Source organism: Pseudoalteromonas sp. APC 3355 (genome assembly GCF_030407615.1).
Taxonomy (GTDB): Bacteria; Pseudomonadota; Gammaproteobacteria; order Enterobacterales; family Alteromonadaceae; genus Pseudoalteromonas; species Pseudoalteromonas distincta.
This window is the reverse complement of the sequence record NZ_JASDDB010000015.1, coordinates 114,638-121,307: the sequence shown is the minus strand read 5'-3', so window position 1 is coordinate 121,307 and position 6,670 is coordinate 114,638. Positions and strand designations below refer to the sequence as shown.

Below are 6,670 nucleotides of genomic sequence, written 5' to 3'. Positions count from 1 at the left end.
GAGCTGGATTCGAACCAGCGAAGGCTGAGCCGTCAGATTTACAGTCTGATCCCTTTGGCCGCTCGGGAACCCCTCCAATGCAACGGCGCTGATAATAGCAAATTGCGTATTTAAGTAAAGAAAAAAGCTAAAGAAAATTGAAATAAAGCCGATAAATATCTATCAGTTACCACAATCGACTAAAGACTATGCAAATAGATGATTTGTTAATCACAGAGAGTCAGTTAAACAGTAGGCTCAATAATAGTGTGCATGAAAATCGCCGTGGCGAATTTTCTCTACTATTAGCGATGCTGTCACATGACGCACTCGACTTTAGCCAATTTCATTTACCAAAAACTGAAATAGATAATTTAGTTATAGAAGAAGAGGCATTAAGAAAGCAATTTGGCGCAGGTCCAAAGCAACTTTTAGCCCCTGATGAATACAATATGTTGGTTGGACAGTTTAATGCATCATTAATATCTCAAGAAGGGGAGCGCTGCGGTATGACAAGTATTAAGCTAAGACAGTGCTTAAGCCCTGAACCACTTGCGATTAGAAATGATGATAAGCATATTCCACTTAATATAATAGATAACTGTGAGCTTGCTGTCAGAAGAAGAATTAAAAGCGAACAAACACAACTAGCGAATTCCCCTATAAATGCAGCTGCTTTTTACGACAGCCTTAATAATGATGCAATACATCAACCACTTCAGCTTATTGCGGTGTGATATATGATTGTAATAATCATCAGTTAATATATGCTTTATAACGGGTCTGCTTTATATATTTGCTAATAATTGATTTAATGAAAAAAAAGCATCCAAAAATTAAATGCAATTGCTATAATGGCGTCAAATGGTATGACATGAAATGCCATTATCATTAAACCAAGGTAATTAGGAACGTAATGAAGAAAACATTCACGCTAAATCACGAGAAAATCAAATACCCTCGTATGGTTGATGCTGCAAAGCACGAAGTGAAAAAATATTTGAAAAGAGAGCGTAATAAAACGCTACCTGAAGATGCTGACTATTGGGCATTTGACTGTAAGTTTGGTAACACAGCTGAAGATGCGCAAGTTGTGCACGTTGCTGAATTAAGTAACCAAATTGGCGAAATTGAAAAGCAAGGTTTGACCTCTTTCTACGTAGAGATTTTAGCTCGACCTGCTCAACGTCAGCAATTAGATTTAGATGATGACGAATAATACTTAACTAAATTAAGTATTCAAAGTTATAAAATGAGCCCAAGTGGCTCATTTTTTGTTTTTATGCAATAAAGATTTACTAAAAAGCAGTTTTATTAGGAACCAACTAAGTAGAACCTCTTTTAATTAACATTTGCATAACAAAATGTGATGCTATAGGCTGTTTTTAATTAAAAAAACAAAACATTTTTACTATGCCAATAAATTACTCTGACCATCAATTAAAACTAAGTTTAAAGAATTCTAAAGTACTTATAGTTGACGATCAGTTATTAAGCTTAATCGTATTGAAAAAAATATTATCTGAGCATTTTAATGTGACAACAGCTGGAAGTGGTGAAGAAGCAATTGAAATTTGTAATGTAAATGTACCCGATATAGTCCTACTCGATATTAGTATGGGTGGAATGAGTGGTATTGATACATGTTTAAAATTAAAAAATAATACTGAAACACAGGATATCCCAGTTATTTTTGTTACATCCTTTGAAAACGAAGAAGAAGAGTGTTGGGAAGCCGGAGCTGTTGATTTTATTAAAAAGCCGATTATAAAAGAAACACTATTTAGAAGGGTTCGTGCCCATATAACGTTAAAATTACAACACGACTTACTCAATCAAAAAGTATTTTTAGATGATTTAACTAAAGTATTCAATCGCCGTTATTTTGATGCACATTTTTCTAAAATGGAACGAAGCGCCTTACGAGAAAAAGTTGACTATGCATTATTACTCATCGATATAGATTACTTTAAGCAATACAATGATATCTATGGTCATGTGCAGGGGGATACGGTGTTAAACCTAGTAGCACAAACTATTACTAATAGTTTGCAAAGGCCAACCGATTTTGTTGCGCGTTATGGCGGCGAAGAGTTTGTAGTTGTTCTACCGCATACAAGCACTGAAGGTGCAATTTGTGTTGCTGATAAAATTAAACAAAATGTGGCCGATTTAGGAATATTACACAAATATTCAGAATATGATTTTGTGACTATTAGTATTGGCGGTGCAACCCTACAACCATACGTAAATAACAAAAACACGTTGCAGATCGCAGATGAAAAAATGTATGAGTCTAAAATGCAAGGGCGTAACAAAGTGTGTTTTTAAGTTTAGTTAGCTAATAAATCACTCTGCCACTTAAAAACACCTTTTAGGTGATAAATATTAAATAAGATTATTTATTACATGCTATGACATTTTTTGTACTTTTTATTGCTACCGCATGGGCAGTCATCATTTCTGCCTACTTTAATATCTTCAACAGGATATATAGTGCCATCTAAATAACGCCATTGAGTGTTTTCTTTAATAAACTGCGATTTTTCGTGAAGCTCACAAAATAAGTTTTGATAAAAATATTGGGCTTTAAATTCTACCGTTCCAGTATCGCCATCATGGCTTGAGTCAATTAAATCAAGATTTATAAATCGACAGCTGTTAGCAAAATCATTGATTTCTTTAACCGGATTCTCAGCTTGTTTTTCTTTTGCGTAGGTTTGATAAACATATTTTGCATTTTTAATAACATAAGCGCTGAATCGTGAGCGCATAAGTTGTTCAGGAGTGTCAGCTTGCTTAACAGATAAGTGAAGTGGCTCGCAGCAATCGGCATAATTGTGCCCACTGCTGCAAAAACATAATGTGGTATTGAGTGAAGTCATAATAATAATACAAAGTCTAAAACATTAGTTTAACAAGCTTATTGAGCGAGTGGTATCTCTGTTGTTTGAGCGTTTTTAGTAAAACAGTATAGTTTTGTATTCGTTTTACTTAAATCGAACGATAGATTTGTAAGTAGTTGGTTATTAACTATATCGGTCCAGGTAATTACAGCTGCAAAGTTTCCATTATGTAATGCAGAATTTAATACATACTCTAGATTTACTAGGTGCTTTTGTCTAATAACAAGTAATTTACTTGTATCAATAGAGCATGAGTCAAGTAAAGCTTTGCTCGGTACATGATCTGGCGCAATTAATAACGTCCATGCATTAGAGCTATTATATTGGTGTAATACTTTTAAAAGCTCAAAGGTCGCTGAAATTTCATCTTCAATTTGGATCAAATTTACGCAATCGCTTTGCTCGTCTTGTTGGTAACTTTTAACTGTTCTTACGGTAATAGGCTGTAACATAATTTTACTCACTGGGTTTTTATACAGTATTCATATACAGTAGTTTATACAGTGCTTTCGTGCAAGCATTTTATGCTATTTATTTGTACAGTTATTCAGCTTTTGATCATTGTTTTTTGTTTTTAAATCTATAATTCTTTATTAATCAACTTGTTATAGGCTTGTTTTTGAGGGGGTATTTTTAAAATAAATTTTTGAGTCATGTTTTCATTTGTGGGTTTTATACTGTGTAGGAGTATCTTTGTAACTATATACAGTATTTTTCAAAACTGTATACAGTACTTATAACTTAGTTAGTTTATGTGTTTTCACTGGTGCGAGGGATCATATGAGAAAACTGGAGTTGGTGGATTTGTTCGTACAAACTTGCTGCATAACATTGAGCATCTTTAAATCGCTTAGTTTCGATATGTTTGCGTATATCTGTAACCGCTGCAGTGGCAGGTGCGTACCCTTGGCTACTCGCTAAGCTCAACCACGCTACAGCATGAAATACACTTTGTGGCACGCCTTCACCTTTTACAAAAAATAAACCTAAATAAAACTGTGCTCTATGGTTTCCTGCCATTGCAGCAAGGCGCATCCATTTTGCAGCCAATGGAGCTTGATTATTTTTTAAATAATATAGGGCTTTATTAATAGTACTTTGCTCATCTTTTTTATTATCAATGGGCGCGGGGCTGCTTTCTGGTTGAGTAACAAAACCTAAAATGTTGTCTAGCTGTTGCTCTAAGTCTTGCTCACAAGGTGTTGTTTTAAGCATATTGGTTCATTTATTATTTTAACTACTTTAACAGTTTAGTATATAGCAAGGTAAAATGTCCTGTAAAAGATAATTTTTATGTTAAAATCTCGCCACTTTTTACTATCACAAGTTTATTATGTTTGAAGCCTTATTTAAACTCAGCGAAAATAACTCAACAGTTAAACGCGAATGCGTTGCTGGCCTAACGACCTTTATCACTATGGTATACATTGTATTTGTAAACCCGGCTATGCTTGCTGAGGCAGGGATGGACCAAGGGGCTGCATTTGTAGCTACCTGTATAGCAGCTGCGATAGGCTGTTTTATAATGGGTTTATGGGCTAATTATCCATTAGCATTAGCGCCTGGCATGGGACTAAATGCTTTTTTTACGTATGGCGTCGTATTAGGAATGGGTTATACCTGGCAAGCCGCATTAGGGGCTGTTTTTATGTCGGGTTGTATATTTTTATTTTTAAGTTTATTTAAAGTCAGAGAATGGATTATTAATGCCATACCTCTGGTGCTCAAGCGAGCTATCGCAACAGGTATTGGTGCTTTTTTAGCCTTAATTGCCCTTAAAAATGCAGGCATTATTGTCTCAAGCCCAGCAACACTAGTGCAATTGGGCGACATTACTTCCCCAGGCCCATTATTAGCTATATTAAGCTTTTTTGTAATTGCAGCGCTTTTATACCGCGATTTTAAAAGCGGTGTACTTATTAGTATTTTATTAGTGACAGGCATTGCACTAAGTTTAGGGCTAGTTGAATATCACGGTGTTATGGCTATGCCACCATCAATAATGCCTACTTTTATGCAACTAGATTTTGCCGCCGCTTTTGATATATCAATGATGAGTGTTATTTTTGCATTCTTGTTTGTCGATCTTTTTGATACTTCGGGTACATTAGTTGCGGTCACTCAAAAAGCTGGTTTAGCTGATGAAAAAGGTAACATGCCTCGTTTAGGACGCGCACTAAGTGCTGACAGCTCAGCAACAATTGCAGGTGCGATGCTAGGCACGTCTACGACTACATCGTATATAGAATCGGTTGCTGGTGTTTCTGTTGGCGGACGCACTGGTTTAACGGCTGTCGTTGTAGGTATTTGCTTTTTGTTAATGATGTTTTTTGCACCGCTTGCACAAATGGTACCGGCTTATGCTACGGCAGGCGCTATTTTATATGTCGCTGTACTGATGCTACAAAATTTAAAGTTTGTAAATTGGGATGATATGACCGATGCAATTCCTGTTACTGTAGTATTACTAATGACACCATTAACGTTTTCGATTGCGCACGGTATTGCACTTGGCTTTATATCTTATACAGCGGTAAAAGTATTGTGTGGTAAGCAAGATCAAATCAGTATTAGTGTTTGGATATTGACAGCCTTGTTTGTTTTCAAGTTTGCATTTTTGTCTTAATGACTAACAAATAGACAAAAAAGCCTGCATAAATTTAATTTGTGCAGGCTTTTTTAATACTTATTTTTAGTATAAAAACGCTACCATTTCTTTTTAGGAGCAAACAATATATCTAAGTCGTCTTGCTCTTCTTCTGTTTTCTTTTTAAGTGCGCTTGCATTAGAAGCTCGCAGTTCAACACTAATTGCTTCTAAGTAACCTTCAACTTCTTGGCGTTTTGTTGTTACATATTCATCGGTGTATGTAACTGCATTGAGCGTTGCCTGTGCTTTTTCAAAATACTGCCTTGCAGAGCCAACCATACTTGCTGAGCGGGCAGATAAGCCACGCTTTATTTGGCTTTCAATATTAATACGTAGTTGTAGTTTTTCGAGACGTTTATCTTCTAAAACAAAAACTTGGCTGTCAATACGACCTTTACTGTGTTCAGAGCGTAAAATTGAGCGTAATTTTTTAATGCCCTGAATTAGGCCTACTAGTTGCTTGTCATTACTCGGTAGCGTTAAAGCTTCACTGCTATTATCTTTAACTGGATTAGATAAGTGCGTTTTCGCTTCACTTAAGCGGCTTTTAAGTGCTTTAGATGTTTGCGAGTTATTAATCATTGTATTCAAAGCTTCGTAAATACGGCGTTGTAACGTACGAATTAGATTCTCAGATAGGGGTATGTTAGCACTATTCATTAGCGCTTCTTCTGTTTCTTCTATTATAGCTTTTTGTTTTGTAAGCTCTTTGCGGCGTTCTGCCTCTTGTTTTTCTTTGTGTTGTTGTACAGCACTTACCCAAAGTGCAATCACAATCAATGCAACTATAAGCACTATTATAATAGAAACGATCATGGTGTAATTCTCGGATATATAACCTAATTATTTAATCTTACATTAAATATACGTTAACAGGGTAGCTTTGCGCCGATTAACTTAAAAAATATACCAAAAAATTGATAGGTTGAGCTCTTTATAAACCGTAGTCAACCTAAGGGCTTATAAACTAAAGCTGAATAAACATCGCTACCTCAAGCATATTTATTATGCTAGCCTTGAACTCTAATCAGATAATTGCACACCTAAAGACCTAAAGTGATATTTTACGCAAATAACACTTGGTTTTAAGCGGTATTGCCTTTATAAATAATATGAATAATAACGTTAAAATTTGC

At 35.4% G+C, this 6,670-nt stretch carries 8 protein-coding genes; 4 read left to right on the top strand and 4 right to left on the bottom strand.

Annotation, left to right across the window (positions count from 1 at the left end; all coding sequences use genetic code 11):
• Nucleotides 1-188 precede the first annotated feature (188 nt).
• The 3 genes from QMA08_RS17440 to QMA08_RS17430 all read left to right on the top strand — a co-directional run bounded on the left by QMA08_RS17440 (nt 189) and on the right by QMA08_RS17430 (nt 2,310).
• A complete protein-coding gene (locus QMA08_RS17440; protein WP_290175042.1) occupies nt 189-716 on the top strand; it encodes a VC2046/SO_2500 family protein in 528 nt (175 codons plus the stop codon).
• Nucleotides 717-895: 179 nt separating this feature from the next.
• Nucleotides 896-1,198 carry a DUF6172 family protein gene (locus QMA08_RS17435; RefSeq protein ID WP_002961433.1) on the top strand — a complete coding sequence of 101 codons (303 nt, stop codon included), beginning with the start codon at nt 896-898 and terminating at the stop codon, nt 1,196-1,198.
• 194 nt (nt 1,199-1,392) lie between these two features.
• Entirely contained in the window at nt 1,393-2,310 is a 918-nt protein-coding gene (locus tag QMA08_RS17430) for a diguanylate cyclase (RefSeq protein ID WP_039487354.1), read from the top strand.
• 74 nt (nt 2,311-2,384) lie between these two features.
• On the opposite strand, the gene QMA08_RS17425 is transcribed toward QMA08_RS17430, so the two are convergent.
• The 3 genes from QMA08_RS17425 to QMA08_RS17415 all read right to left on the bottom strand — a co-directional run bounded on the left by QMA08_RS17425 (nt 2,385) and on the right by QMA08_RS17415 (nt 4,100).
• On the bottom strand, nt 2,385-2,864 hold the full coding sequence (locus tag QMA08_RS17425; protein ID WP_002961429.1) for a YchJ family protein: 480 nt from the start codon (nt 2,862-2,864) through the stop codon (nt 2,385-2,387).
• Between the two features lie 38 nt (nt 2,865-2,902).
• Nucleotides 2,903-3,337 carry a SulA-like leucine-rich domain-containing protein gene (locus tag QMA08_RS17420; RefSeq protein ID WP_002961428.1) on the bottom strand — a complete coding sequence of 145 codons (435 nt, stop codon included), beginning with the start codon at nt 3,335-3,337 and terminating at the stop codon, nt 2,903-2,905.
• A 298-nt stretch (nt 3,338-3,635) separates the two neighbouring features.
• Nucleotides 3,636-4,100 (bottom strand): SEL1-like repeat protein, encoded by a 465-nt coding sequence (locus QMA08_RS17415; protein WP_002961427.1) that lies wholly within the window; start codon nt 4,098-4,100, stop codon nt 3,636-3,638.
• A gap of 118 nt (nt 4,101-4,218) precedes the next feature.
• Between QMA08_RS17415 and QMA08_RS17410 the strand changes: the two genes are divergently transcribed.
• Nucleotides 4,219-5,511, top strand: a complete 1,293-nt coding sequence (locus tag QMA08_RS17410) for an NCS2 family permease (protein WP_002961426.1) — start codon at nt 4,219-4,221, stop codon at nt 5,509-5,511.
• A gap of 80 nt (nt 5,512-5,591) precedes the next feature.
• Here QMA08_RS17410 and QMA08_RS17405 read toward each other — a convergent pair whose 3' ends face one another.
• Nucleotides 5,592-6,350 (bottom strand): hypothetical protein, encoded by a 759-nt coding sequence (locus tag QMA08_RS17405; RefSeq protein ID WP_290175041.1) that lies wholly within the window; start codon nt 6,348-6,350, stop codon nt 5,592-5,594.
• Between the last annotated feature and the right edge of the window lie 320 nt (nt 6,351-6,670).

Excerpts from the sequence above, each read along its gene's own strand:
- QMA08_RS17440 (WP_290175042.1), top strand. The coding sequence starts at position 189 with ATGCAAATAGATGATTTGTTAATCACAGAGAGTCAGTTAAACAGTAGG.
- QMA08_RS17425 (WP_002961429.1), bottom strand. The coding sequence starts at position 2,864 with ATGACTTCACTCAATACCACATTATGTTTTTGCAGCAGTGGGCACAAT.
- QMA08_RS17405 (WP_290175041.1), bottom strand. The coding sequence starts at position 6,350 with ATGATCGTTTCTATTATAATAGTGCTTATAGTTGCATTGATTGTGATT.
- QMA08_RS17435 (WP_002961433.1), top strand. The coding sequence starts at position 896 with ATGAAGAAAACATTCACGCTAAATCACGAGAAAATCAAATACCCTCGT.
- QMA08_RS17430 (WP_039487354.1), top strand. The coding sequence starts at position 1,393 with ATGCCAATAAATTACTCTGACCATCAATTAAAACTAAGTTTAAAGAAT.
- QMA08_RS17420 (WP_002961428.1), bottom strand. The coding sequence starts at position 3,337 with ATGTTACAGCCTATTACCGTAAGAACAGTTAAAAGTTACCAACAAGAC.
- QMA08_RS17415 (WP_002961427.1), bottom strand. The coding sequence starts at position 4,100 with ATGCTTAAAACAACACCTTGTGAGCAAGACTTAGAGCAACAGCTAGAC.
- QMA08_RS17410 (WP_002961426.1), top strand. The coding sequence starts at position 4,219 with ATGTTTGAAGCCTTATTTAAACTCAGCGAAAATAACTCAACAGTTAAA.